The following is a 23,063-nucleotide window of genomic DNA, read 5'->3' on the forward strand; positions in this document are numbered from 1 at the left end:
GAACGACCTGCAAAGCTCGGGCGAAACGCGCCGCGAGATTGAAGAGGCATGTCTGCACCACGCCCGCGCCGTCAGAGAGCGAGCCTCACGCTCCACTCTCGTGCCCCGGACGCAGCGCAGCGTCACTTCGACGGTGCGCTGCTGAGCCGGGGCCCATGTCGCAGCAAAGCCCGGCGCCGCTGGGTCCCGGCTCTGCGCCGCAATGCCTGCGCATTGTGGCTTGTCCGGGACACGAGCCCCCTAAGCCGCCGCCTTCTGCCTTGCCACCAGCGCCTCGCCAAAGGCTTCGAACAGCTTGCGGTTGATCGGATTGTGCTGGGGATCGTATTCGGCGTGCCATTGCACGCCGAGCGCAAAGCTCGGGGCTTCCGCGATCCGGATCGCCTCGATGGTGCCGTCCTCGGCGACGCCCTCGATCAGCACGCGCTTGCCGGGCTCGAGAATGCCCTGTCCGTGCAGCGAATTGACCCTGATCTTCTCGCAGCCGAGAATCCTTGCGAACGCCCCACCCGGCGTCAGGTCGACGTCGTGACGGTCGGCGAACACGACGGTGGGATCGGGATGGATCTCGCCGTTCTCGAGCCGGGGCATGCGATGGTTCATGCGGCCGGGGATTTCGCGGATCTCGGGATGCAGCGAGCCGCCGAAGGCGACGTTCATCTCCTGCAGGCCGCGGCAGATGCCGAACAGCGGAACGCCGCGGGCAACGCAGGCGACCGACAGCGCCAGCGCTACCTCGTCGCGGTGGATGTCGTAGGGCTCGTGCTTCTCGCAGGGGTCGACGTTGAAATGGGTCGGGTGCACGTTGGCCCTCGCCCCGGTGAGGATGATGCCATCCACGGTGTCGAGCAGCGCCGCGATATCGGTGATATCAGGGGAGCCTGCGAACATCACCGGCAAGCCGCCGGAGACCTCGGCGACGGCGCGCAGATTGCGCTCGCCCACCATCTGGACCTGAAATCGATTTTCGACGCGATGGGAATTCCCGATCACGCCGACGACCGGCTTTCTCATCTGTCGTTCCGCGCCTCTCCGAAAGAAGATTCCCCAAACATGCCCCTCGAATGGAACAAATTCAACAGAGGGGATCGCGGGACGGCAATGCTATTTTCGCGCAAATGCCTCCCGGGCCTCGCCCCCGGAAGGCAGGCCGGCGGCCTTCAGGGCGGTTGCCGCACCATCGCCCGGCGCGGCCAGCCAGGGCAGCTTCGCCGCGATGCCGCGCGTCACGGGCTCCCCGAGCGCCCCGCCGAAGTCAATCGGCCAAAGCCCGTTGGGCACGACTTCCGCATTAAGACCACGGATCGCGTAGCCCTCGCCCAGAACCGCCTCCGCCCGGTCGGCGGCGACGAGCCGCGCGGTGGTGGGATCCTTCGGATCGCCAAAGCTCACGAGCACCGGAACGAGGTCTCCCTGCACCGGGACGATTCCGGTCTGCCGCTGAATGTCGTTGAACGAGACGCGGTTGCCGTGCGCGGCGCCATGGGCACGGAGCGCGACATAGTTGATGTCGTCGAAGTCCAGCTTGGCGTCCTGCCGGTGCGCCAGCAAGGCCACCAGATTCCTGCCCTTGGCGCCATCCTGGCCGAGATCGACGAACACCGCCTCGCCGCGCATCGTGGTGCGGCCGCTGCGATTGTAGTTGCGGTCTGGCACGACGGCCAGAATGCCCGACCCGGCCTTGATGCCGTCGGGCGTCGTCACCTCGACCGTGAGGCGATATTTGTGGCCGGGCCGGTTGATCCGGATCTGGTCGCCGATCACGAGCACGGCCAGAAGCCCGAGCAGACCGGCCCATTTGCTGATGAAGCTCAAACCGCCCCCATTGCTCTTTCCCTATCGCTCTGCACCGTCGACGTACCGGCGTCAAACCAGCGCGTTGACGCGGGCTTGATCGGAAACGCGTTTGTCGAGAGAGTGCAGCGCGCAGCGCACTAAAAAGGACCCGATGTGACCATGTCCAAGGATGAACGCTCCCGTCCCCACGGCGACCTCGCTTGGGACCAGGCTTGGGCGATCTCGGTCGGAGGCATCGGCGTCGTGCTGTTCACCGCACTGCTCGCCTTCACCTGGTATTTTGCCACCACCCTGCTGCTGATCTTCACCGGCATGCTGCTCGGTCTCGGCCTCAACGCGCTGACGATCGCGCTCGGCCGCCGCGTGCCCCTGCCGCATGCGGTGCGGCTCGCGATCGTCTGCACCGCGCTTGCCCTGATGCTCGCCGGCATCGCCTATCTCGGCGGCGCCACCATCGCCGAGCAGGCTTCGCTGCTGAGCAAGACCCTCAAATCGCAGCTCGCCAATGTCAGGTCCTTCCTGGACAGCCACGGCATCGACACCAGCTTCTTCGATCTCGGCAACGGCGCGGCCGACGCCGCCAGCACCACGCCGTCGTCGGAGGCTGCGTCCGCACCCGCAGCGCCCTCGCGCGGTGCCTTGCCCAGCGCGGGCGCGCTGGCTTCCAGCGGTGGCGCGATCGTGAGCCAGACCTTCAAGCTGCTGCTCGGCACCATCCACGGCGTGGGCAACATCTTCATCGTGCTGTTCCTGGGCTTCGCCTTCGCAGCCCAGCCCGCCGTCTATCACGACGGCCTGCTCTTCCTGGCGCCGGCCAGGCACCGCACCCGCGTCACCCTGATCATCGATCGCATCAGCGAAACCCTGGAGCGCTGGCTGATCGCGCAGATCATCGTCATGCTCGCGGTCGGCGTGGTGACCTGGATCGGGCTTCTGCTCATCGGCATTCCCGGCTCGTTCATCCTGGGGATTCAGGCCGGCCTGCTCGCCTTCATCCCGACCGTCGGGGCCATCATCGCCGGCGTCATCGTGGTGCTGGCGAGCCTTGCCTCGGGCTGGGTCCCCGCACTATCGGCCTTCCTGCTCTTCATGGGCGTCCACGCCATGGAGAGCTATGTGCTGACCCCGGTGCTCCAACGGCAGGCGCTCGACATCCCGCCGGCAACGCTGTTCGCGTTCCAGATCCTGCTCGGGGTGGTGTTCGGAATCTGGGGCCTCGCGCTGGCGCTGCCGCTGGTCGCCATCGCCAAGGTCATGATCGACCATTTCAAGACCTATGACGCGCCGCCGCTGGCAGCATGATCCGGAAAAGTGTGCAGCGGTTTTCCGAAAAGATCATGCTGAAACAACAAGACACGGCCTGACCTCGCTCAGGTCGTCAGCACGGTCTCGGTGTGCTCGACCTCCGGGGGCGCGGCAAAATACTGGCCGACCAGGCCGCGCCATTCGGTGAAATTCTCCGAGCCGCGGAAATCCACGGTGTGGTTCTCCAGCGTCGCCCATTTCACCATCAGCCGGTAGCGCTGCGGCTTCTCGATCGACTTGTGCAGCTCGAAGCCGTGAAAGCCCTTGGAGCGGCCGAAGGCGGCCTTGGCCTTGGCGACGGCGGCCTCAAAGTCCTTCTCGCTGCCCGGCTTGACGTCGATTTGCGCGATCTCGGTGATCATCGGTTTCCACCCAATTTTGTTCGATGGGCGTGTCTACCGCAGCCGAGGGCAAAGAAAAAGGCGCCGGAATGGCGCCTGGTCGGCCCAAAAATGCAGATCTCTCAGACCAGCAGCAGAACCGTGCCCGCCACGACGAGGGCGCATCCGACGAACATCGCGAGCGGCCAGGTGCTGCGGCGGCTTTGCGCGTAGCGCCCCTGCGCGCGGCGCTCGCTGATCAGCGCGCTCTCGTATTCATCCGCGGTGGAGAACAGACAGGCGAAACCGCTGCGTGCCGAGGTCGCAGCGGCTTCGAGCGACATCAGGGCAGCTTGCGGGTTCTGTCGACGGATCGATTCCATGACCGCAATGGTAGGGATCGAATGGTAAACAGAGGATTACCGCAACGCCACTGCTGCCTCTCAGGCGGTGGCAGGCCGCACCTGCGGCGCACCGATCCGCGCGGCGCTCTGGCGGCGCCAGTTCTCCAGCGACAGCGGCAGCTCCTCCGCCGCCTCGACGCGGTTACGGCCGCCACGCTTGGCCTGGTACAGCGCGGTATCGGCCGAGGCCAGCAGCACTTCGAGCTCGGTGCCGGCGGGCCCGCCGGCAACGCCGATGCTGACGGTGGTGTCGACCGGCCCCTCATCGACCACGACGCCGGAGGTTTCGAAGGCTTCGCGCACGCGCTCGGCGACCAGCACGCCCTCCTCCAGCGAACACGGCAGCAGCGCCGCGAATTCCTCGCCGCCGATGCGGCCCGACATGTCGGTGATGCGCAGATTGTTGACGACGACGGTGGAGAACAGCTTCAGCATCTCGTCGCCGGCGGGATGGCCGAAGCGGTCGTTGATCGACTTGAAGTGGTCGATGTCGAAGATCATCACGGTGACGGGGCGTCCGGCCTTGGCCTCGCGCTCGATCACGCGGCCGCAGGCTTCTGAGAAGCCGCGGCGGTTGAGCATGCCGGTGAGCGGGTCGGTGGAAGCTGCGGTCCGGTGCGCGGTCACCGTGCGCTCGGACACCAGCATGAAGATCACGAACACGGTGCCGACGGCGTAGAGGATGAGCTCGACGGCGAACACCGTGACCCAGATGCTGGAGGAGAAGCCGGCATCGTGCGGACGCAGGAAGCTGCCGAGCACGATCGGCAGCATCAGCACGCAGCCGTGCATCACCGGCACGACCAAGGCCGGCCAGCGCCGCTGCTGGCTCTTGCGCCGCTCGGTCCAGAGCTCGCTCGCGGTCAGCGCCGCGTAGACCGAGACGATGCCGGCGCCGATCATCATGCGCAGCATGGACGCGGCGGGATCGAGCAGCGAGACGGCGGCGACCCAGGCCAGCGCACCGAGCACGAGGCCCGGCCAGTTCGGCTTGCGGCCGTGGAAGACGCGCGCCGCATTCCAGACCATGCCGCAGGCGACGAAGCCGACGGCATTCAACGCGAGATGGAGCTGCGGGCCGAGCTTGTCGCCGGCCGCGGTCCACAGCGCGACGGAGGCGGCACCGAGCAGATAGGCGGTGCCCCACCATTTCAGTGCAGGGCTGTTCTCCTGCCTGCCGAAAAACACCATCATGGCGCCGAGCAGTGCGGCGACCATGGTGGCGACCAAATAGAGCGTGATGCTATCGAGCGACATCATGTCGGCCCCCTCTAGAACATAGCAGTTACGCGATCGGTACATCCGATTTGCGCGCCCTTCCGAAGGCGACGCTAGGTGTGGCGGGTTCCATTCAGGTTTTCGCGGGCGCCCAAGTTTTCCGGAAACACGCCATCAATTTGCGTACAAACGAACAGCAAAAAGGGCGCTGAAATCAGCGCCCTTTTGCATCTCATTGAAGCCGCTTTCGCGGCGAATGTGACCGAAGCGATTAACGCTTCGAGAACTGGAAGGACCGGCGGGCCTTGGCCTTGCCGTACTTCTTGCGCTCGACCACGCGCGAGTCGCGGGTGAGGAAGCCGCCCTTCTTGAGCACCGAGCGCAGCTCCGGCTCGAAATAGGTCAGCGCCTTGGAGATGCCGTGACGGACCGCGCCGGCCTGGCCGGAGAGACCGCCGCCGGCGACCGTGCAGATCACGTCGTACTGGCCCGAACGCTGGGCCACCGAGAACGGCTGCTCGATCATCATGCGCAGCACGGGACGGGCGAAATAGACCTCGACCTCGCGCGAGTTGACGGTGACCTTGCCGGCGCCCGGCTTGATCCACACGCGGGCGACCGCGTCCTTGCGCTTGCCGGTGGCATAGGCGCGGTTGAACTTGTCGACCTTCTTCTCGTGCTTGGGCGCATCGGGCGCCGCCGCCGTCTTGAGCTGCGAGAGCTGGTCGAGCGACTGGATGGATTCGGCCATGTTATGCGGCCCTCGTGTTCTTGCGGTTCAACTTGGCGATGTCGATCTTCTCGGGCTGCTGCGCCTCGTGCGGATGATCGGCGCCGCCGTAGACACGGAGGTTGCCCATCTGCACGCGACCGAGCGGACCACGCGGGATCATGCGCTCGACGGCCTTCTCGAGCACGCGCTCGGGATGCTTGCCCTCGAGGATCTGGCGCGCGGTGCGCTCCTTGACGTGGCCGACATAGCCGGTGTGCTTGTAGTAGGTCTTCTGCTCGCGCTTGCGCCCCGTGAGGACCGCATGCTGCGCATTGATGATGATGACGTTGTCGCCGCAATCAACATGCGGGGTGTAGGTCGGGAGGTGCTTGCCGCGCAGGCGCATGGCGACGATGGTGGCGAGACGGCCGACGACCAGACCCTTGGCGTCGATCAGCACCCACTTCTTCGTCACCTCAGCCGGCTTTGCCGAAAAGGTTTTCATGTCAGAGTTTCCGTGGACGGGGAGCATCGGCGCGAACACCGCACCGGACTGCGCGGTTTTCTAGAGAAGAGACGCGTCACGGTCAATGCCCGAAGACGGAAATTATATGTGAAATATCAATAAGTTAAAAATATGGTGCTATATTACCTGCGAAAAGCTCAAACATTTGGAATGGAATAGGTCGAGGTGACATGAGCGATCGGATCGGGCGAGGAGCCGGACAGCAGCTTCACTTCCCCGACCGCCAGGCGCTTGCCGAGCTTGAGCAGCCGCGCTTCCGCCAGCACGTCCTGCCCGGACCCGCCCTTGCGCAGGAAATTGATGTTGAGATTGGTGGTCACCGCGAGACCGACCGGCCCGATCGCGGACAGGAGCACCACGTACATCGCGAAATCGGCCAGCGCCATCAGGGTCGGTCCGGACACGGTACCGCCCGGCCGCAGCATCTTTTCGCTGTATCGCTGCCGCAAAAGGCAGGTCTGGCCGTCGGCGCTCTCGATCGTGATGTCGTCGCCGCTGAAGGCCTGGGGAAACTCGTGACGGAGGAACTGCTCCACCTCTGCCACGCTCATTTTCGCTAACGCCATGCTGTTCCCCACCCTCGCTTCACTTGCCCTGTTACATTAAGTTATCTGCGTCATTCAAATGCAATAATCCAACGGAAACGCTTCGATGTCCGGCCAGGCCGCCCGCGCCCCCTCCCCGCAACCGCCGATCCTGCTGCGCGAAACAGTAGGCTCCATCGCGGTCCTGACGCTGAACCGGCCAGCCGCGCGTAACAGCCTGTCGGCAGCGATGATCGCGGGCCTGCACGCCGAGCTCGACGACATCCGCGACGACAAGGCCGTCCGCGGCGTCGTCATCGCGGCCAATGGCCCGGCCTTCTCCGCCGGCCACGACATGAAGGAGCTCACCGCGCGCCGCACCGATCCCGATCGCGGCCGCGCCTTCTTCGCCGAAATGATGACCGCCTGCAGCGCGATGATGCAGGCGATCGTGCATCTGCCGAAGCCCGTGGTCGCTGCCGTTCAGGGCATTGCGACCGCGGCCGGTTGCCAGCTCGTGGCGAGTTGCGACCTCGCGATCGCCTCGGATGCCGCAAGCTTCGCCACCCCCGGCGTCGACATCGGCCTGTTCTGCTCGACGCCGATGGTGGCGCTGTCGCGCAACGTCCCGCGCAAGCAGGCGATGGAGATGCTGCTGACGGGCGAACCGATCCCGGCCGAGCGCGCCCGCGAAATCGGATTGATCAATCGCGTCGTTGCCGCCGGCACCGAGCGCGAGGCCGCGATCGAGCTGGCGCGACGGGTCGCGCTGAAATCCGCCTACACCATCAAGCTCGGCAAGGAGGCGTTCTATCGCCAGGCCGAGATGAGCCTTGCGGACGCCTATCGCTATGCCGCAGAGGTGATGACCGAGAACATGATGGCGCGCGACGCCGAGGAAGGCATCGGCGCCTTCATCGAGAAGCGCACGCCGACATGGCGGGATGAGTAGCTGTAGTCGTTATGCCGTCATTCCGGGCGGCTCGAAGAGTCGACCCTGAATCTCGAGATTCTCAGGTGCGCAAATGCGCACCATAGTTCGATGCTTCGCATCGCCCCGGAATGACGAATGAAGGATCACATGAACCACGACGCCTATCCCGACAATTACATCCGCGGCATCCTCAACGGCGTGAAGTCGATCGCGATGGTCGGCGCCTCGCCGGTCAATGTGCGGCCGAGCTATTTCGCGTTCAAATATCTGGCGCAACGCGGCTACGACATGATCCCGGTCAACCCCGGCCATGTCGGCAAGGAGCTGCTCGGAAAACCGTTCGTCGCCTCGCTCTCCGACATCGGCCGGCCCGTCGACATGATCGACATCTTCCGCAACTCGAGCCACATCATGCCCGTGGTCGAGGAAGCGCTCACGCTCGATCCGCTGCCCAAGGTGATCTGGATGCAGCTCGGAGCTCGCGACGATGCCGCGGCGGCGAAGGCGGAATCGGTCGGTATCAAGGTGGTAATGAACCGCTGCCCCAAGATCGAATATGGCCGCTTGTCGTCCGAGATCTCCTGGATGGGCGTGAATTCGCGCACGCTGAGTTCCAAGCGTGCGCCGGCGCCGACCCAGGGCATGCGGCTGTCCCTCAATCGGATGAGTGTCGGCGGCGGCGACACAGCGGCATCCGATCGCGCGGCGAAAAACAAGACCGAGCAAAGCTGACGCAATTGCGAAGCGTTCATTTCGCGAACGCGACAATCCGTAGCAGGATCATTCCCAAATCATCCTGATGTGAAGCGGCGCCTTGACGGCGAGCGCGGCGCCCATCAGCATGCCGCGCGATTTCAGACCACAAGAACAGGACGCCCTCAATGAGCGATCGCCTTCCGGGATTTTCGACCCTCGCCGTGCATGCCGGTGCACAGCCCGACCCCACCACCGGCGCGCGCGCGACTCCGATTTATCAAACGACCTCGTTCGTCTTCAACGACGCCGACCATGCCGCCTCGCTGTTCGGCCTGCAGGCGTTCGGCAACATCTATACCCGCATCGGCAACCCCACCAATGCCGTGCTGGAAGAGCGCGTCGCGGCGCTCGAAGGCGGCACGGCTGCACTGGCGGTGGCCTCGGGCCATGCCGCGCAGGTCGTGGTGCTGCAGCAGCTGCTCCAGCCCGGCGACGAATTCATCGCCGCGCGAAAACTCTATGGCGGCTCGATCAACCAGTTCACGCATGCGTTCAAGAGCTTCGGCTGGAACGTGGTGTGGGCCGATCCCGATGACATCGCAAGCTTCGAGCGCGCGGTGACGCCGCGCACCAAGGCGATCTTCATCGAGTCCATCGCCAATCCCGCCGGCAGCATCACCGACATCGAGGCGATCTCGACGGTCGCGCGCAAAGCGGGCGTGCCGCTGATCGTCGACAACACGCTGGCCTCGCCCTATCTGATCCGCCCGATCGACCACGGCGCCGACATCGTCGTGCACTCGCTGACGAAATTCCTCGGCGGCCACGGTAATTCGCTCGGCGGCATCATCGTGGACGCCGGCACCTTCGACTGGTCCACGGGCGGCAAATACCCGATGCTCTCGGAGCCGCGGCCCGAATATCACGGCATCCGGCTGCAGGAGACCTTCGGCAATTTCGCCTTTGCGATCGCCTGCCGCGTGCTGGGCTTGCGCGATCTCGGCCCCGCACTGTCACCGTTCAACGCATTCATGATCCTGACCGGCATCGAGACGCTGCCGCTGCGCATGCAGAAGCACTGCGACAACGCGAAAGCAGTCGCCGAATTCCTGGCCGGCCATCCGGCGGTGGCCTCAGTGAGCTATGCGGGTCTTGCGAGCGACAAGTACAACCAGCTGGCGCGCAAATATGCGCCGAAGGGCGCGGGCGCCGTGTTCACCTTCAGCCTGAAGGGCGGTTATGACGCCGGCGTGAACCTGGTGTCGAAGCTGCAGCTGTTCTCGCACCTCGCCAATGTCGGCGACACCCGCTCGCTCGTCATCCACCCCGCCTCGACCACGCACAGCCAGCTCGACGACGCCGCCAAGGTGAAGTCCGGCGCCGGCCCTGACGTGGTGCGCCTCTCGGTCGGCATCGAGGACAAGGAAGACCTGATCGCGGATCTGGAACAGGCGCTGGGGGCGTAATTGTCGCCCGGGGCGGTGTGCAAGGCCGCCCCGGGAACAACATCCTCGTTAACGATCATTAACCATATCGGCCGCATACATCGTCCTTGGATCGCCCCTTTGATTCGGAGCCGACGATGCTGCGCTGGATGGTGCCCGCCCTTGCCGCGATGCTGACGGTTTCGAGCGCGCTCGCTGCTGACTTGCCGGCCACGTCGAAGCGGCGAGCCGCCGCGCAGCAGCAGGAGCCGCCCAAGGTTTGGGTCGACACCGATCCGGATGCGCTGATCTCGCCGGCCCATGGCATCGGCAGCTACATCCGCAACCTGCCGGGCACTCCGCTGCTACCGGGCTCGCACACGCTGCCGGGCTATTACGGCCGTCCCTGGGACTACGACTATCAGGGCTCGTATTACGGCGGCAAGCAGGTCGATTATTTCTGGCGCCTGCCCTATTCGTGCGGCATCTACGGCTATTGCTGACCTGATCGGCCGGCTGATGGTGATCAGCCGGGCTGGCCAACCGGAACCGCGCGCGGCTGCACCTGCGCAGAGTGCCGCGAGGACAGCCGTTCCACCTGCATCACCGCAAGCGTCAGCACTGCGATCGCGACCGCCTGGTGCGACAGCGCAAGATCGATCGGCACCTGGTTGAGCAGCGTCAGGATGCCGAGCACCACCTGCAGGCTCACAGCCGCAAACAGCCAGAGCGCGCCGCTCGCAGCCAGGCCCGCGCGCGAGCGCACCGCGTCGATCGCGTGCAGCAGCGCCAGCACGAACAGCGCATAGGCGGTCATGCGGTGCTCGAACTGCACCGTCAGGACGTTGTCGAACATGTTGCGCCACCACGGCGTCTCGAACCACAGCCGCTCACTCGAGGGAATGAACGCGCCGTCGATCTGCGGCCAGGTGTTGTAGGCGCGGCCCGCGCGCAGGCCCGCGACCAGCGCACCGAAATAGATCTGAACGAACGTCACGACGAGGAGCAGCGCGCTCGTGAACCGAAGCCGCGCCGGCGCTGCGATCTGCGGCCGCACCTTGAGCCGCCGCACCGTCCATACGATGCCGGCGAAGATCAGCAGCGCGAGCACAAGATGTGTCGCCAGCCGATATTGCGAGACCTCGACCCGCTCGGTGAGGCCCGAGGCCACCATCCACCAGCCCACCGCGCCCTGCAGGCCGCCAAGCGCGAACAGCAGCCACAGCCGGCGCTTCAACTCACCGGAGAGGCCGCCGCGCCACAGGAAGACCAGGAACGGCAGGAGATAGGCGACGCCGATGAAGCGGCCGAGCAAGCGGTGGCTCCACTCCCACCAGAAGATTTCCTTGAACTCGGACAGGCTCATGCCCGCATTGAGCTCGCGATATTGCGGGATCTTCTTGTAGGCCTCGAACGCCTCGGTCCACTGCGCCTCCGACAGCGGCGGAACGCTGCCCGTGACCGGCTTCCATTCGACGATCGAGAGGCCCGATTCCGTCAGCCGCGTCGCACCGCCCACCAGCACCATCAGCGCAATCAAAGCGGCCACGGAAATCAGCCACCAGCGCACGGCGCGATGCGGCTCGGACGGAGTGGAAATCGTCGTCATTTCAGGAGCAAAACCAGGGTTTCGAGGCTTGAACCGGACTGCGTGCCCCTTATAGTCCCCCGCTCCCGCAGCGCAAGTTACGCGAAAGCCGTTCATAGTCCGCCATGACGATCCGCACCCGCAAGTTCCTCGGCGCCATCCTGCTCCTGGTGCTTTGCACCGTCTGGGCCCTGCTCGGCATGGCCGCAGCGCAGATGCCGTGGATCGCCGTGTCCGGCTGGCGGCAGGCGATCTATTACGTGGTGGTCGGCATGGGCTGGGTGCTGCCGGCGATGCCGATCGTGAGCTGGATGCAGCGGCCCGATCGCGTCAAGTCGGGCCGGTAGCGCGGCCGGTCGGTTTCACCGGCGCAAAGGCCACGCCCGACACCAGCACACGCAACATGCGCAGCGAGCGCACGCGGCCGTCCCAGGAGATCCGCGGCAGCGCGCGCAGATTGGTCCGCCCCTCCGCATCCACGATGCCCGGGATCGCCGACGCCGCGCTGGCAAAGCCGGCCTCCTCCGCCATCACGACGTGGCTGCGCCGGAAAGAGGCGCGGTCGCCGAACGGAAAGGCGAAATGTTCGACGTTGCGGCGAAAAGCGGATTCCGCGACGGCCTTGCCCATCGTCATCTCGCGCAGCGCCGCATTGTCCTTCATGTTCGCGAGCACGGGATAGTTCACGGTCGCGCTGCCGATCGTGACGAGCGGATCGGCGGCAAGCTTCGCCAGATCCTCCCAATCCATCGACGCCTCGCGCGAGAGCGCGGCAAGGTCGATCCGGTAGCGCGTGCAGAGATCGGCGATCGCCGCCGACAGATCCGCCGGCGACAGCGAGCGGAGCCAGCTCTCGAGATGCGAAAACAGCGCCTGCTTCTCGGCGGTATCCGTCACCACGAAGCGCTGCTCCTTCTCCCCCATCATCAGGCTGATGCGGCTCTCGCGCGCGATCACCTGCTCGAGCCCGAGCCACCAGGCCTGTCCGACGCCGTCGGGAAATGCGGTGGGCAGGTAGATCGTGAAGGGCACGGCGTGGTGCGCCAGCACCGGATAGGCGAAGTCGATCAGATCCTTGCTGGCGCCGTCGAAGGTGAGCGCCACGAAGCGGCGCGGCTCCGGCAATGTCACCGCGCGCCGGCAGACCTCGTCCATGCCGAGAAAATCGTAACCCCAGCGCTTCAGCGCGCGAATGGCGCGATCGAGGAATTGCGGCGTGATCTCGTGCGCGCGCAGCGGCTGAAAGGCGCCGCGCCGCCGCGGGCGCACGCGTTCGAAGCGCAGGATGGCGCCGGCACCGCGGCTGCCCAGCGCGGCCCGGCCGGTGAACCAGGCGAGCTCGAGGCGCAGCCGCTCCAGCCATCTGTCGTCGGATGCCAAGACCCCACCCTTCGCGCCCTCAGGGCGCCCGTTCCCGCTCCCATTGTCCTTACCCTTTGTTGACATTTCTTTGCAAAGGTCGGCCACAGGCCGATTGACGTCTATTTCTGAATTCTCGACAGGTTTTGCGGATGACCATGGCTGCGGCGATGCAAAGCCGGACGGCAGAAGCGCCAGCGCGGTCGAAAGCGAGCCGTATCGCGCATGTCGACATCGTCACCGATCTCGACGCCGCCGAGGCGGTCTGGCGCGCCTTCGAGGAGCCCGGCCATCTCTTCACGCCCTATCAGCGGTTCGATCTGCTGAGCCCCTGGCAGCGCCTGGTCGGCGAGCGCGAAGGCGCACGCCCCTTCATCGTGATCGGCCGTGACTCCGAGCACAGGCCGCTGCTGCTGCTGCCGCTCTCGCTGCGCCAGAGCCACGGCGTGCGCACGGCCTCCTTCATGGGCGGCAAGCATACGACCTTCAACATGGGCCTGTGGGACGCCGCATGCGCCGCACAGACCGTTGCTGCCGATCTGGAAGCGATGCTGGTGCCGCTCCGTGAGCACGTCGACGTGCTCGCGCTGACACAGCAGCCGCTGCGCTGGCGCGACCAGCAGAACCCGTTTGCACTGCTGCCGCGGCAGAGCGCGATCAACGGCTGCCCGCAGCTCGTGATGGAGCCGGGTGGACCGCCGGCATCGCGGCTCAGCAATTCCTTCCGCCGCCGGCTCAAGAGCAAGGAAAAGAAGCTCCAGCCCCTCGCCGGCTATCGCTATCATCTGGCGACGTCCGACGCCGACGTCACCCGCCTGCTCGACTGGTTCTTCCGCGTCAAGCCGGCGCGGATGGCCGAGCAGAAGCTCCCCAATGTCTTCGCCGAGCCCGGCGTCGAACAGTTCATCCGCAGCGCCTGCCTCGCGCCCCGCGGCGAAGGCCGCGTCATCGACATCCACGCGCTCGAATGCGACGAGGAGGTGATCGCGATCTTCGCCGGCGTCGCCGACGGCCAGCGTTTCTCGATGATGTTCAACACCTACACAATGTCCGAGCACGCCCGCTACAGCCCCGGCCTGATCCTGATGCGCTACATCATCGATCGCTACGGCGAGCGCGGCTACCGCTCGCTCGACCTCGGCATCGGCTCGGACGACTACAAGCGGATGTTCTGCAAGGACGACGAAGAGATTTTCGACAGCTTCGTCCCGCTGACGTCGCGCGGCAAACTTGCCGCGATGGCGATGTCCTCGCTCAGCCACGGCAAGCGTCTGGTGAAGCAGAACCAGATGCTGTTCGATCTGGCGCGGCGCGTGCGGCGAGCGTTCGGATAGGTCGGCCCCCTCGTCAAGATCTCTCCACTTGCGAGCTGCCTCTTACCCTCCCCTGGAGGGGGAGGGTCGTTGCGCATGAAGCGAAGCGAAATGCGCAACGGGGTGGGGTGACGGTCTCTCCTCATCCAACAGCGCCCGTGGGGAGAGATCACCCCACCCCGTCTCGCCGCGCTGACGCGCCGCGAGCCGACCCTCCCCCTCCAGGGGAGGGTAAGAGCAGCACCGATGTCGCTCAACTGAAAGAAAGAGGGCGAGCGCCCTGGCCTACGCCGCCACCACGCGCGGCGCTTCCATCGCATTCGACGGCTGCACCGGCCTGCTCAGCATCGTCACTTCGCTGAAGCCGACCGCCTTCAGCTGCTCGCACATCAGCATGCGCGCGTCGTGTGGCATCGCGGCATCGGGCACCACGACGGCGCGGGCATGCGCCGTCAGCAGCTCGGCCGGAAGGTCCGAGGCGCTGCCGGCGTCGATCAGGACGTGGTCATAGGCACGCAGCAGCGCGTCGATGGCGAGCGTCACCCGCGGCGATTGCAGCAGGCTGCGGTCGAAGCCGGGACGGCCGGCCATGACCAGATGCAGCCGCGACAGCTTGTCCCGGGTGATCACTTGCGCGAACGACGCCTGGCCCTGCATCAGCTCGGCAAGGCCGGGCGCCGAGGCATCGACGGACACCGCGGCCATCGTCGGCGAGGACGCGGCGAGATCGACCACGACGACACGCGCCTCGCGCGCCAGATGCCGGGCGAGCGTCAGCGTCGAGAGCGTAATGGCTTCGCCGGACGCGGTGCCGAGCACCGTGACCTTCTTGGCCGCCGGCCCGGCGGCGCGCAAAGTCTCGGCCAGCCGTTCGATCTCGGTGAATTCGGTGACGTCCGCAGCATCAATCATCTCCGGCTGGAGCGGCGCGGGCTCCGCCAGATCGGGCTCGATGACCGGACTCGCGATCGGCTCGACGACCGGCTGGACCGGCACCTCCTGGCGCACCGGCGCCCGTGCCGGGAGCACCGCCGCCACCGCGCGCGGCGCAGTCTGGCGCAAGAGCTCGCCGGTGACGACGACGCCGGACGAGAGCAGCAGTGTCGCAATCGTGGCGATCAGCACGATCGGCAGCTTCTTCGGATAGGCCGGGGTGTTCGAGACAATGGCACGCGAGATGATGCGGCCGTCGGTCGGCGCGGTGTCGATGGTTTCGCGGGTATTGGCCTCGCGGTACTTGGCGAGATAGGTCTCGAGCAGATCGCGCTGCGCCTTGGCCTCGCGCTCCAGCGCGCGGAGCTGGACGTCCTGACCGTTGGTCGAGGCCGCCTGCTTCTTGAGCTGCTCGAGGCTCACGGTCAGGCCGTCGACGCGGCCGCTGGCGATCCTTGCGTCGCTTTCGAGCGAGCGCGAGATCTTGGCCGCTTCGTCGCGAATCTGATTGTCGAGGTCGCCGAGCTGCGCCTTCAGCTCCTTGATTCGTGGATGATTGCCGAGCAGCGTGGATGATTGTTCGGCGAGCTGCGCGCGCAGCGTCACCCTCTGCTCCGACAGCCGGCGCATCAATTCGGAGTTGACGACCTCGGACGCCTCGATCGGCTTGCCGCTCTGGAGCATCTCCTTGATCAGCCGCGCCTTGGATTCCGCGTCCGCCTTCATCGAACGGGCATTGTTGAGCTGGGTGTTGACCTCGCCCATCTGCTGGTTCGACAGCGTGGTGTTGTTGGTGCCGACGAACAGGGACGATTTGGAGCGGAAATCCTCCACTTTCGCCTCGGCGTCGGAGACTTTCTTGCGCAGGCTGTCGATCTCGCCGGCCAGCCACTGGCTGGCGTTCTTGGCCTGCTCCTGGCGCACGCCCTGCTGGAGCACGAGATAGCCGTCGGCAATCGAATTGGCGACGCGGACGGCAAGCTCGGGATCGGCGGACTGGAATTCGACGACGATGACGCGCGATTTGTCGACGGCGTAGGCCTGCAGGCGGTCGTAATAGGCGTCGAGCACGCGCTCTTCCGGCGTCATCGAGAACGGATCGCGGCCGATGCCGATCATCGCGGCCAGCGACTTCAGCGGCGAGACGCCCTGCAGGACGGGATCGAATTCGGGGCGCTCGGCGAGCTTGTTCTTCTTGATGATCTCCCGCGCAAGATCGCGCGACAGCACCAGCTGCACCTGGCTGGTGACGGCCTCGGCGTCGAGCGCCTGGCGCTCCTCGGTGCGGTCGCTGCTCGGGCGCAGGAACACGTTCTCGCGGCCGTCGATGAGGATGCGCGCTTCGGACTTGTAGCGCGGCGTGACCAGATTGACGACGGCGATGGAGGCGACCAGCGCCAGCAGGGTCGGCACGATGATCCAGCCGCGCTTGCGCGCCAGTGCCGCGCCGAGCGCGTGCAGGTCGATGTCGCCGGATTCGCCTTGTGGCTGCTTGGTGACAACAGGCGCAGGCTTGACGTCAATCCTGGATTCGATCTTGGACTCGACTTTGGGCTCGACCTTCTCGTCAGCCTTGACGTCAGCTTTGGGCGCGGCTTCGGCCTTGGGCCTTGCGACGGCGCGCGCAACCACCGCCTTGTCCTTGCCGGCACGCCAGAACGCTAAACGCATCGAACACTCCCGCAGGGGCAACGCCACCAAGCTACCTCAACCGCGGCGATTACACTCCATTAAGGTTGCCGCTGGGTTAATCGCGGGATCCGGCGCTCGCAGCGCGCGCGCTCGTCACCGTTTGTTAACCACGAAGGCTCTTAATCCGTCTCGATATTTTCCTAGGAATTGTTCGGCATCCGCCGTCGAGCGCTGGTTCTGATTCATGCCCCCCTCTCCCGACCGGCCGCTTCGTATCCTCCACGCCGTGCGCGCTCCGGTCGGCGGCATATTCCGCCACATCCTCGACGTCGCCAACGGCCAGGTCGATCGCGGCCATCATGTCGGTATCCTCGCCGATAGCCTCACCGGCGGCGAGCGCGCCGACAAGGCGCTTGCCGAGCTCGCGCCGCGGCTGAAGCTCGGCGTGCACCGCATGGCGATTCGCCGCGAGCCCTCGCCCGACGACGTCATGGTGTGGTTTCGGATGCGGCGCCTGATCGCGACGCTGAAGCCCGACGTGATGCACGGCCACGGCGCCAAGGCCGGCGCCTTCATCCGCATGCGACGGCGGTCCGACGACACCATCCGCATCTACACGCCGCATGGCGGCTCGCTGCATTATCCCCTCAACACCTTCAAGGGGGAGTTCTACGCGCGGCTCGAGCGCGCGCTGATGGATTCGACGGATCTGTTTCTGTTCGAGAGCGCGTTTGCCCGCGACACCTATCAACGCATCGTCGGCACGCCCAAGGGCGTGGTGCATTGCGTCTTCAATGGCGTCACGCCGGAAGAATTCGAGCCTGTCATCACCGCCGAGGATGCGACCGACATCTGCTATGTCGGCGAGTTCAGGCACATCAAGGGCGCGGACCTCCTGGTCGATGCGGTGGCGCGCCTGCACGAGGGCGGCAAGAAGGTCACGCTGACGCTCGGCGGCGACGGCGAGGAGACGGCGGCGCTGAAGGCGCAGGTCGAGAAGCTCGGCCTCACGGGCGCCATTCGCTTCATCGGTCACGTCAAGGCGCGCTACGGCTTCTCCAAGGGGCGACTGCTCGTCGTCCCCTCGCGCGGCGATTCCATGCCCTATGTCGTGATCGAGGCCGGCGCGGCCGGCATTCCCATGATCGCGGCCCGCATCGGCGGCATCCCTGAGATCTTCGGCAGCGACAGCCCCGCTTTGTTCGCGCCGAGCAATCCCGAGGCGATGGCGGAGGCGATCGCCGCAGCGCTCGATGACCCCCAGACCACAGCACAGCGCGCGGTCTCCTTGCGCGACCGCATCTCCGCGCACTTCTCGCAGGCCGCGATGGTCGAGGGCGTGATCGCCGGCTATCGCGACGCATTTGCCAATCATTAACCATCCTTAAGCCCGCTTTAGAGAATCTTCCGATTTGTTCGATAATCGGAGGTCCAGGGGATGCTCGCCCGGGCGCTCAAGGCCGTGCCGCGGGCTTTGGAATGGACGTGGACGCCCGTGGAACCGCTCAACGCACGCTCGATGCTCGACGCCGCGACCAGCGCTGCGGCGAAGCCCGCTGACCAACCTTTCGTCGAGCGCCGTCGCCGGCTGACGCCCGCTGCGCTCGAAGTCGTCAACCAGAAGGTCGCCCGCGCCTATTCGCCGATCGTGATCGCCGGCTTCGTGCGCCTGGCCGACTTCGCGCTGCTGAGCCTCGTCGGCATCGCGCTCTATGCCGGCTATGTGATGCCGCACGCCGGCTTCAACTGGCTCTATCCTGCGGAGGTCGTCGCGGTGGCGATCGCCGCCGTGATCTGCTTCCAGGCCGCCGACATCTATCAGGTGCAGCTGTTCCGCGGACAACTCCGGCAGATGACGCGAATGATCTCGTCCTGGTCATTCGTCTTCCTGCTGTTCATCGGCATCTCCTTCTTCGCCAAATACGGCAGCGAGATCTCGCGGCTGTGGCTTGCCGCCTTCTACGTCCTCGGGCTCGCCGCGCTGATCGCCGAGCGTCTGGTGCTGCGCTCGCTGGTGCGCGGCTGGGCGCGCCAGGGCCGGCTCGACCGCCGCACCATCATCGTCGGCTCCGACAGCAACGGCGAGCAGCTGGTCGAAGCGCTGAAGGCGCAGCAGGATTCCGACATCCACGTGCTCGGCGTGTTCGACGACCGCAATGACAGCCGCGCGCTCGACACCTGCGCCGGCGCGCGCAAGCTCGGCAAGGTCGACGACATCGTCGAATTCGCCCGTCGCACCCGCGTCGACCTCGTGCTGTTCGCGCTGCCGATCTCGGCGGAGACGCGCATCCTGGAGATGCTGAAGAAGCTCTGGGTATTGCCGGTCGACATCCGCCTCTCCGCGCACACCAACAAGCTGCGCTTCCGGCCCCGCTCCTACTCCTATCTCGGCGAGGTGCCGACGCTCGACGTGTTCGAGGCGCCGATCACCGACTGGGACCTGGTGATGAAATGGCTGTTCGACCGCGTCGTCGGCAGCCTCGCCCTGCTCGCGGCACTGCCGGTCATGGGTCTCGTCGCGCTCGCGGTGAGGCTCGACAGCCCGGGGCCGGTGCTGTTCCGCCAGAAGCGCTTCGGCTTCAACAACGAGCGCGTCGACGTCTACAAGTTCCGCTCGATGTACCATCATCAGGCCGATCCCACCGCCTCCAAGGTCGTGACCAAGAACGATCCGCGCGTCACCCGCGTCGGCCGCTTCATCCGCAAGACCAGCCTCGACGAGCTGCCGCAGCTCTTCAACGTGGTGTTCTCCGGCAATCTCTCTCTGGTCGGCCCGCGCCCGCATGCGGTGCAGGGCAAGCTTCAGAGCCGCCTGTTCGACGAGGCCGTCGACGGCTATTTCGCCCGCCACCGCGTCAAGCCCGGCATCACCGGTTGGGCCCAGATCAACGGCTGGCGTGGCGAGATCGACAACCAGGAAAAGATCCAGAAGCGCGTCGAGTTCGACCTTTACTACATCGAGAACTGGTCGGTGCTGTTCGACCTCTACATTCTGCTGAAGACGCCGATCTCGCTGCTGACCAAGAACGAGAACGCGTATTGAATCGAGTGCTTCAAGGGCGCGCTGTCATCGCCCGGCCAGAGCGCAATTGCGCACTAGGACCGGGCGATCCAGTAAACGCTGGCGGCGAACGTCGCCATTGACAGCGCGGAGTACTGGATGCCCCGCCTTCGCGGGGCATGACAGCGGAAGTTGTGTGTACGAGTAGCGTGAGCGTGTGATTGATGGCGTATGCGGCAACAGCCGGGGACATGAATGCAGCGGTTCGCGCTGCGCCCGGCGTGCTGGCCCTGCAGCGCGCGCTGGTGTGGCTGGTCGGCGCCTCCGGCGCGGTCGTCTTCATCGAACCGAGCCCCTACGAGATCACGACGCTGCTCGCGGCCGTCATTTTCTTCGCCACCGGCCTGCGGCTGCGGCTCGCGCTGATGCCGCTGGTGTTGATGCTGGTGCTGCTCAATGTCGGCTACACCATCAGCGCGATCCCGCTGTACGGGCAGTCCGAGGTGACGAGCTGGATCGCGACCTCCTGGTACATGGCGGTGACCGTGGTGTTCTTCGCGATGGTCACGTCCGAGGACACTGCGGCCAGGCTCGACATGCTCCGCCGCGGCCTCGTGGTCGGGGCGATGATCGCCTCGCTGCTGGCGGTTGCCGGCTATTTCCATTTGGTGCCCGGCGGCAACGACCTGCTCACGCTCTACGGACGCGCGCGCGGCACGTTCAAGGACCCTAACGTGCTCGGCGCCTTCCTGATCCTGCCGGCGCTGTTCTCGCTGCAGAGCGTGGTTTCGGACAGACTGGGGAAGGCCTTCCGCAACGTCATCGCCTTCGGCATCATGTCGCTCGCGATCCTGCTTGCCTTCTCGCGTGCCGCGTGGGGCGGCCTGGTGCTGACCTCCGCCTTCATGCTGGCGCTGATGGTGCTGACCAGCCGCACCAACGCGCAGCGCTCGCGCATCATCGTCATGGCGATCGTCGCCGCCGTGGTGGGCCTTGCGCTGATCGCGGTGCTGCTGTCGTTCGATTCCACCGCCGAGATGTTCAAGCAGCGCGCGAGCTTCGACCAGAGCTACGACGAGGGCCGCTTCGGCCGGTTCGGCCGCCACATCCTGGGTGCGGAGATGGCGCTCGACCTGCCGTTCGGCATCGGCCCCCTGCAATTCCACCGTTTCTTCCCCGAGGACACCCACAACTCCTATCTCAACGCATTCATGTCCGGCGGCTGGCTGTCCGGCGTGTGCTATCCCGCGCTGGTCTTCACCACCGTCATCATGGGCTTCAGGCACATCTTCGTCCCTGTGCCCTGGCAGCGCGCCTATCTCGCAGTCTTCTCCGCCTTCGTCGGCACCGTCGGCGAGAGCTTCGTGATCGACACCGACCACTGGCGGCACTTCTGGATGATGCTGGGCGCGATGTGGGGCATGATCGCGGCCGCGCAGATATACAAGATCAGGGCCGGCGAGGACGCGTCTTCAGCTTGAGGGCCGGACGTTTCTCCGGCGGCGTGTCGAGCAGTCCCTTCAGCGCTTCGGTTGCCGCGACCACCCCCTTGTAGCCTTCATTGGCGAAGCGCAGCAGCAGGTGCAGCTCCTGGTCGGAATAGCCGCCAAAGACCTTCTCCATCGCCTGCTGCATCGGCACGTAGAACTGGCTGATCTTCGCGATCGCTTCCGGCACGACGGCGATGAAGACCTTGCGGCGATCGGCATCGTCGCGCTCGCGGCGGACGAGACCGGCCGTTTCGAGCCGGTCGACCACGCCGGTAATGGCGCCGGTCGTGAGGCCCGTGACCTCGGCGAGCCGGCCTGCGGTGACGCGGCCCTCGAGGTACAGGATGTCCATGCATTCGAGGTCGGAATTGGCAATTCCGGCAACGTTGGCAACGGTTTGCCCGTAGAGCACGCCCTGCGCGGAAGACCTGCGCATCGCCTCCTCGAGCTCCTGCAACAACGCCGCGCGCGCCTTCGTCCTTGACAAGGTCAGCCTCATATCTTAGGCGATATATATCTTAGTCACTAAGAGATTTAGCGACCGTAATTTCTCCTAGCACCATGGAAACGTCGGGAGCAAGCCATGTCCTACCGTCCCCGCAAGGCCCTGATCATCGGCGCCGGCATTGCCGGACCCGTGGCCGCGATCCTGTTGCGCCGCGCCGGCATCGAATCCGCGATCTACGAGGCATGGCCCTATTCCAAGGGCATCGGCGGCGGCCTGCAGATCGCGCCGAACGGCATGCATGTGATGGACGAGATCGGGCTCGCGAACGAACTGATCAGCCGCGGCTCGGTCGCGGAGTCCTTCGACTTCTATTCGCAAGGCGGCGCCAAGCTCGGCTCGATCAACCGCGACATGGCGCGGCGCTTCGGCCAGCCGGCCGTCAACGTCTGCCGTGCCACGCTGAACGAGATCCTGATCGACAAGGCCTGGTGCGCCTGCGTCTCGCTCTATTTCGAGAAGCGCCTGATCAAGATCGAGGACCGCGGCGACCAGCCGATCATCGCCTATTTCGCCGACGGCACCACGGCCGAGGGCGACTTCCTGATCGGCGCCGACGGCGTGCATTCGGTAACGCGCCGCCAGGTCGTGCCTGACGGCCCGCAACCCTTCAACACCGGCCTGATCGGCTTCGGCGGCTTCGTGCCGCACGCCGTTCTCGACGGCAGGTCGATCGGCCGGCACGTCGAGACCACGTTCGGCCAGAGCGGCTTCTTCGGCTATGGCTATTGCAGCCCCGATCCGAGTGACGGCGTGATGTGGTGGAGCACACAGCCGTCGCACGGCATGGATGCGGCGATGTTTCGCGCGCTCGACCAGGCGACGCTGAAGCAGCATCTGCGCGGCTTCCACCGCGGCTGGCACGATCCGATCCCCGATATCGTCGAAGCGGCGGAGAACATCGTCGTCACCGACACGCTCGACGTTGCGACCTTGCCGACCTGGTCGCGCAAACGCTCGCTGCTGATTGGGGACGCCGCGCACGCGACCAGCCCGCACGCCGGCCAGGGCGCTTCGCTCGCGCTGGAAGATGCGATGCGGCTCGCCCGCCTGATGCAGGACGGCCAGGAGCTCGGCGCCACCTTCCAGGCCTTCGAGGCCGAACGCCGTCCGCGCACCGAGAAGATCGTCGCCATGGCCCGCCGCAACGGCAACAGCAAGCGCGAATTCAGCGCCACCGGCGCGTGGATCAGAAATCAGATGATGAAATGGCTTCTGCCGCTGGGCTCGAAGAGCATGGAGTTCATGTACGCCTATGATGCAAGGGCGGTGTGATTTCTCTTTCTCCCTCTCCCCGCTTGCGGGGAGAGGGTTGGGGTGAGGGGGTGCCTCCGCAGGGACGTTGCCAGTGAGACTCGCGGAGACTCCCCCCCCCCCCCCCC

General features: G+C 65.7%; 23 protein-coding genes. 11 read left to right on the forward strand and 12 right to left on the reverse strand.

What is annotated here, in order from left to right; all coding sequences use genetic code 11:
- Positions 1 to 240: 240 nt before the first annotated feature.
- Both TSA1_RS17190 and TSA1_RS17195 read right to left on the reverse strand, forming a co-directional pair.
- A complete protein-coding gene (locus TSA1_RS17190; protein WP_100177391.1) occupies positions 241 to 1,014 on the reverse strand; it encodes a gamma-glutamyl-gamma-aminobutyrate hydrolase family protein in 774 nt (257 codons plus the stop codon).
- Between the two features lie 90 nt (positions 1,015 to 1,104).
- The gene (locus TSA1_RS17195; RefSeq protein WP_100177392.1) at positions 1,105 to 1,815 is read right to left on the reverse strand and encodes a hypothetical protein; all 711 of its coding nucleotides are present in this window, start codon (positions 1,813 to 1,815) and stop codon (positions 1,105 to 1,107) included.
- Between the two features lie 135 nt (positions 1,816 to 1,950).
- On the opposite strand from TSA1_RS17195, the gene TSA1_RS17200 reads away from it, so the two are divergent.
- A complete protein-coding gene (locus tag TSA1_RS17200) occupies positions 1,951 to 3,099 on the forward strand; it encodes an AI-2E family transporter (protein ID WP_430649766.1) in 1,149 nt (382 codons plus the stop codon).
- Positions 3,100 to 3,167: 68 nt separating this feature from the next.
- Here TSA1_RS17200 and TSA1_RS17205 read toward each other — a convergent pair whose 3' ends face one another.
- The 6 genes from TSA1_RS17205 to TSA1_RS17230 all read right to left on the reverse strand — a co-directional run bounded on the left by TSA1_RS17205 (position 3,168) and on the right by TSA1_RS17230 (position 6,848).
- On the reverse strand, positions 3,168 to 3,464 hold the full coding sequence (locus TSA1_RS17205) for an antibiotic biosynthesis monooxygenase family protein (RefSeq protein WP_025036647.1): 297 nt from the start codon (positions 3,462 to 3,464) through the stop codon (positions 3,168 to 3,170).
- Between the two features lie 101 nt (positions 3,465 to 3,565).
- On the reverse strand, positions 3,566 to 3,805 hold the full coding sequence (locus TSA1_RS17210; RefSeq protein WP_100177394.1) for a hypothetical protein: 240 nt from the start codon (positions 3,803 to 3,805) through the stop codon (positions 3,566 to 3,568).
- Between the two features lie 60 nt (positions 3,806 to 3,865).
- Positions 3,866 to 5,086, reverse strand: a complete 1,221-nt coding sequence (locus TSA1_RS17215) for a GGDEF domain-containing protein (protein WP_100177395.1) — start codon at positions 5,084 to 5,086, stop codon at positions 3,866 to 3,868.
- Between the two features lie 229 nt (positions 5,087 to 5,315).
- Positions 5,316 to 5,795 carry a 30S ribosomal protein S9 gene (gene rpsI / locus TSA1_RS17220; protein WP_018320095.1) on the reverse strand — a complete coding sequence of 160 codons (480 nt, stop codon included), beginning with the start codon at positions 5,793 to 5,795 and terminating at the stop codon, positions 5,316 to 5,318.
- 1 nt (position 5,796) lies between these two features.
- Complete coding sequence (gene rplM, locus TSA1_RS17225; protein WP_011087726.1) at positions 5,797 to 6,261, reverse strand: 50S ribosomal protein L13; 465 nt, start codon at positions 6,259 to 6,261, stop codon at positions 5,797 to 5,799.
- A 158-nt stretch (positions 6,262 to 6,419) separates the two neighbouring features.
- Complete coding sequence (locus TSA1_RS17230; RefSeq protein WP_100177396.1) at positions 6,420 to 6,848, reverse strand: PaaI family thioesterase; 429 nt, start codon at positions 6,846 to 6,848, stop codon at positions 6,420 to 6,422.
- A gap of 85 nt (positions 6,849 to 6,933) precedes the next feature.
- Here TSA1_RS17230 and TSA1_RS17235 point away from each other — a divergent pair, with 85 nt between their 5' ends.
- The 4 genes from TSA1_RS17235 (at position 6,934) to TSA1_RS17250 (ending at position 10,363) form a co-directional block, all read left to right on the forward strand.
- Entirely contained in the window at positions 6,934 to 7,758 is an 825-nt protein-coding gene (locus TSA1_RS17235) for an enoyl-CoA hydratase (protein ID WP_100177397.1), read from the forward strand.
- 129 nt (positions 7,759 to 7,887) lie between these two features.
- Entirely contained in the window at positions 7,888 to 8,472 is a 585-nt protein-coding gene (locus TSA1_RS17240; RefSeq protein WP_100181180.1) for a CoA-binding protein, read from the forward strand.
- 149 nt (positions 8,473 to 8,621) lie between these two features.
- Positions 8,622 to 9,902 carry an O-acetylhomoserine aminocarboxypropyltransferase gene (locus TSA1_RS17245; RefSeq protein ID WP_100177398.1) on the forward strand — a complete coding sequence of 427 codons (1,281 nt, stop codon included), beginning with the start codon at positions 8,622 to 8,624 and terminating at the stop codon, positions 9,900 to 9,902.
- A gap of 116 nt (positions 9,903 to 10,018) precedes the next feature.
- Positions 10,019 to 10,363, forward strand: a complete 345-nt coding sequence (locus TSA1_RS17250) for a hypothetical protein (protein WP_100177399.1) — start codon at positions 10,019 to 10,021, stop codon at positions 10,361 to 10,363.
- A 23-nt stretch (positions 10,364 to 10,386) separates the two neighbouring features.
- Here TSA1_RS17250 and TSA1_RS17255 read toward each other — a convergent pair whose 3' ends face one another.
- Positions 10,387 to 11,469, reverse strand: a complete 1,083-nt coding sequence (locus tag TSA1_RS17255; protein ID WP_100177400.1) for a COX15/CtaA family protein — start codon at positions 11,467 to 11,469, stop codon at positions 10,387 to 10,389.
- A 104-nt stretch (positions 11,470 to 11,573) separates the two neighbouring features.
- Between TSA1_RS17255 and TSA1_RS17260 the strand changes: the two genes are divergently transcribed.
- Positions 11,574 to 11,795 carry a DUF2842 domain-containing protein gene (locus TSA1_RS17260; protein ID WP_100177401.1) on the forward strand — a complete coding sequence of 74 codons (222 nt, stop codon included), beginning with the start codon at positions 11,574 to 11,576 and terminating at the stop codon, positions 11,793 to 11,795.
- On the opposite strand, the gene TSA1_RS17265 is transcribed toward TSA1_RS17260, so the two are convergent.
- Entirely contained in the window at positions 11,779 to 12,828 is a 1,050-nt protein-coding gene (locus tag TSA1_RS17265; RefSeq protein WP_100177402.1) for a polysaccharide deacetylase family protein, read from the reverse strand. The two genes, TSA1_RS17260 and TSA1_RS17265, sit on opposite strands and share 17 nt — an antisense overlap.
- Before the next feature lie 131 nt (positions 12,829 to 12,959).
- Between TSA1_RS17265 and TSA1_RS17270 the strand changes: the two genes are divergently transcribed.
- A complete protein-coding gene (locus TSA1_RS17270) occupies positions 12,960 to 14,141 on the forward strand; it encodes a GNAT family N-acetyltransferase (protein ID WP_100177403.1) in 1,182 nt (393 codons plus the stop codon).
- A gap of 264 nt (positions 14,142 to 14,405) precedes the next feature.
- On the opposite strand, the gene TSA1_RS17275 is transcribed toward TSA1_RS17270, so the two are convergent.
- Positions 14,406 to 16,724, reverse strand: coding sequence for a GumC family protein (locus TSA1_RS17275; RefSeq protein WP_100177404.1), 2,319 nt, complete (start codon positions 16,722 to 16,724; stop codon positions 14,406 to 14,408).
- 205 nt (positions 16,725 to 16,929) lie between these two features.
- Here TSA1_RS17275 and TSA1_RS17280 point away from each other — a divergent pair, with 205 nt between their 5' ends.
- The 3 genes from TSA1_RS17280 (at position 16,930) to TSA1_RS17290 (ending at position 21,167) form a co-directional block, all read left to right on the forward strand.
- Positions 16,930 to 18,063, forward strand: a complete 1,134-nt coding sequence (locus tag TSA1_RS17280; RefSeq protein ID WP_100177405.1) for a glycosyltransferase family 4 protein — start codon at positions 16,930 to 16,932, stop codon at positions 18,061 to 18,063.
- Between the two features lie 117 nt (positions 18,064 to 18,180).
- Positions 18,181 to 19,728: an undecaprenyl-phosphate glucose phosphotransferase gene (locus tag TSA1_RS17285; protein ID WP_174718937.1), complete on the forward strand. Its 1,548-nt coding sequence runs from the start codon at positions 18,181 to 18,183 to the stop codon at positions 19,726 to 19,728.
- Positions 19,729 to 19,910: 182 nt separating this feature from the next.
- Complete coding sequence (locus tag TSA1_RS17290) at positions 19,911 to 21,167, forward strand: O-antigen ligase family protein (RefSeq protein ID WP_174718938.1); 1,257 nt, start codon at positions 19,911 to 19,913, stop codon at positions 21,165 to 21,167.
- Here TSA1_RS17290 and TSA1_RS17295 read toward each other — a convergent pair.
- Positions 21,136 to 21,612: a MarR family transcriptional regulator gene (locus TSA1_RS17295; RefSeq protein ID WP_174719311.1), complete on the reverse strand. Its 477-nt coding sequence runs from the start codon at positions 21,610 to 21,612 to the stop codon at positions 21,136 to 21,138. The genes TSA1_RS17290 and TSA1_RS17295 overlap by 32 nt on opposite strands.
- A 147-nt stretch (positions 21,613 to 21,759) precedes the next feature.
- Here TSA1_RS17295 and TSA1_RS17300 point away from each other — a divergent pair, with 147 nt between their 5' ends.
- Positions 21,760 to 22,956 carry an FAD-dependent monooxygenase gene (locus TSA1_RS17300; protein ID WP_100177409.1) on the forward strand — a complete coding sequence of 399 codons (1,197 nt, stop codon included), beginning with the start codon at positions 21,760 to 21,762 and terminating at the stop codon, positions 22,954 to 22,956.
- Positions 22,957 to 23,063: the final 107 nt, after the last annotated feature.

The sequence above is a fragment of the Bradyrhizobium nitroreducens genome (genome assembly GCF_002776695.1).
In the GTDB taxonomy this organism is placed as follows: Bacteria; Pseudomonadota; Alphaproteobacteria; order Rhizobiales; family Xanthobacteraceae; genus Bradyrhizobium; species Bradyrhizobium nitroreducens.

What these genes read in the sequence shown, in the direction of transcription:
- TSA1_RS17205 (WP_025036647.1), bottom strand. Translation starts at nt 3,464, where the DNA reads ATGATCACCGAGATCGCGCAAATCGACGTCAAGCCGGGCAGCGAGAAG.
- TSA1_RS17250 (WP_100177399.1), top strand. Translation starts at nt 10,019, where the DNA reads ATGCTGCGCTGGATGGTGCCCGCCCTTGCCGCGATGCTGACGGTTTCG.
- TSA1_RS17270 (WP_100177403.1), top strand. Translation starts at nt 12,960, where the DNA reads ATGACCATGGCTGCGGCGATGCAAAGCCGGACGGCAGAAGCGCCAGCG.
- rplM (WP_011087726.1), bottom strand. Translation starts at nt 6,261, where the DNA reads ATGAAAACCTTTTCGGCAAAGCCGGCTGAGGTGACGAAGAAGTGGGTG.
- TSA1_RS17210 (WP_100177394.1), bottom strand. Translation starts at nt 3,805, where the DNA reads ATGGAATCGATCCGTCGACAGAACCCGCAAGCTGCCCTGATGTCGCTC.
- TSA1_RS17230 (WP_100177396.1), bottom strand. Translation starts at nt 6,848, where the DNA reads ATGGCGTTAGCGAAAATGAGCGTGGCAGAGGTGGAGCAGTTCCTCCGT.
- TSA1_RS17240 (WP_100181180.1), top strand. Translation starts at nt 7,888, where the DNA reads ATGAACCACGACGCCTATCCCGACAATTACATCCGCGGCATCCTCAAC.
- TSA1_RS17290 (WP_174718938.1), top strand. Translation starts at nt 19,911, where the DNA reads ATGGCGTATGCGGCAACAGCCGGGGACATGAATGCAGCGGTTCGCGCT.
- rpsI (WP_018320095.1), bottom strand. Translation starts at nt 5,795, where the DNA reads ATGGCCGAATCCATCCAGTCGCTCGACCAGCTCTCGCAGCTCAAGACG.
- TSA1_RS17300 (WP_100177409.1), top strand. Translation starts at nt 21,760, where the DNA reads ATGTCCTACCGTCCCCGCAAGGCCCTGATCATCGGCGCCGGCATTGCC.
- TSA1_RS17255 (WP_100177400.1), bottom strand. Translation starts at nt 11,469, where the DNA reads ATGACGACGATTTCCACTCCGTCCGAGCCGCATCGCGCCGTGCGCTGG.
- TSA1_RS17295 (WP_174719311.1), bottom strand. Translation starts at nt 21,612, where the DNA reads ATGCGCAGGTCTTCCGCGCAGGGCGTGCTCTACGGGCAAACCGTTGCC.
- TSA1_RS17215 (WP_100177395.1), bottom strand. Translation starts at nt 5,086, where the DNA reads ATGATGTCGCTCGATAGCATCACGCTCTATTTGGTCGCCACCATGGTC.
- TSA1_RS17245 (WP_100177398.1), top strand. Translation starts at nt 8,622, where the DNA reads ATGAGCGATCGCCTTCCGGGATTTTCGACCCTCGCCGTGCATGCCGGT.
- TSA1_RS17190 (WP_100177391.1), bottom strand. Translation starts at nt 1,014, where the DNA reads ATGAGAAAGCCGGTCGTCGGCGTGATCGGGAATTCCCATCGCGTCGAA.
- TSA1_RS17235 (WP_100177397.1), top strand. Translation starts at nt 6,934, where the DNA reads ATGTCCGGCCAGGCCGCCCGCGCCCCCTCCCCGCAACCGCCGATCCTG.
- TSA1_RS17260 (WP_100177401.1), top strand. Translation starts at nt 11,574, where the DNA reads ATGACGATCCGCACCCGCAAGTTCCTCGGCGCCATCCTGCTCCTGGTG.
- TSA1_RS17280 (WP_100177405.1), top strand. Translation starts at nt 16,930, where the DNA reads ATGCCCCCCTCTCCCGACCGGCCGCTTCGTATCCTCCACGCCGTGCGC.
- TSA1_RS17275 (WP_100177404.1), bottom strand. Translation starts at nt 16,724, where the DNA reads ATGCGTTTAGCGTTCTGGCGTGCCGGCAAGGACAAGGCGGTGGTTGCG.